Raw genomic sequence first — 1,326 nt, forward strand, 5'->3', positions numbered from 1 at the left:
CCGGAGTGGCGGTTGGGTACGGTGGCAGGCGGTGCGGTGTCCCGGCTACTCCATGTCCAGCTTCTTGAGCCGGTAGCGCAGGGCGCGGAAGCTGATGCCGAGAAGCTGGGCGGCGGCGGTCTTGTTGTTGCCGCTCTTCTCCAGCGCCCGGGAGATCAGGCCGCGCTCTATGTCCTCCAGGTACGACTCCAGCTCGAAGCCGTCGCCGGGCTCCGGGGTCAGGGGGACGGCGGGGCTTGCCATCATGCCGTCCTCGGGCAGGTTGAGGTCGGTGGCCGTGACCGTGCTGCCGTCGCTGAGTGCGACCACACGTTCGAGGACGTTCTCCAGCTCGCGGACGTTGCCGGGGAAACGGTAGCACTGCAGTGTGCGCAGGGCGTCGTCGCTCAGGGTGAAGCCGTGATCCGTCTCGCCGGTGATCGCCCGGAGCATGTGGTCGACCAGCAGCGGGATGTCCTCCGGGTGCTCGCGCAGCGAGGGGGCGCGCACCTGGATGACGTGAATGCGGTAGAAGAGGTCCTGGCGGAACTCGCCGGCGGCGACCAGGGCGTCCAGGTCGCGGTGGGAGGCGGAGAGGATGCGCACGTCGACGGGCACCTCGCTGGAGCTGCCTACCGGGCGTACCGCCTTCTCCTGGATGGCGCGCAGCAGCTTGACCTGCATGTGCGGCGGCAGGTCCGCGACCTCGTCGAGGAACAGCGTCCCCCCGTGGGCGGCCTGGAACAGGCCCTCGCGGTCACTTGATGCACCGGTGAAGCTGCCCTTGCGATGGCCGAAGAACTCGCTCTCCATGAGCTCGGCGGGGATGGCGCCGCAGTTCACGGGCACGAACGGCTCGCCGCGGCGCGGGCCCTTGTCGTGGATCAGCCGGGCGATGAGCTCCTTGCCGGTGCCGGATTCGCCACAGATGTACACGGGGGCCTGGCTGCGCGCCACCTTTACCACGGTCGAGCGGATGGCCCGCATGGGCGACGACTCGCCGAGGAGGATGTCCCGGGAGCGGCGATCCGCCGGCGACTCGCTCAGGCGCAGGGCGTGCTCGACGAGCTGGCGGAGCACCGAGAGGTCGACGGGCTTGGTGACGAAGTCGAAGGCGCCGGCCTTGAGTGCCTGGATGGCGGTGTCGATGCTGCCGTAGGCCGTGATCATGGCCACCGGCATGTGCGGGTAGTTCGAGGTGATGTGGCGCACCAGGTCGAGACCGTCCCCGTCCGGCAGGCGCATGTCCGTCAGGCACAGGCCGAACGCCTCGCGCTCGAGCAGCCGCCGGGCCTCGGCGAGGTTGGCGGCGCTGCGCGCCTGGATGTCCATGCGCCCGAGCGTGAG

The 1,326-nt window shown here is 69.8% G+C and carries 1 protein-coding gene; it reads right to left on the bottom strand.

Annotated elements, in window-relative coordinates; all coding sequences use genetic code 11:
* Positions 1-45: 45 nt before the first annotated feature.
* Positions 46-1,326, bottom strand: a 1,281-nt coding sequence (locus G7A99_RS19900; RefSeq protein WP_163143516.1) for a sigma-54 dependent transcriptional regulator, incomplete at its 5' end; no start/stop codon positions are given.

This window comes from Arhodomonas sp. KWT (assembly GCF_010993615.1).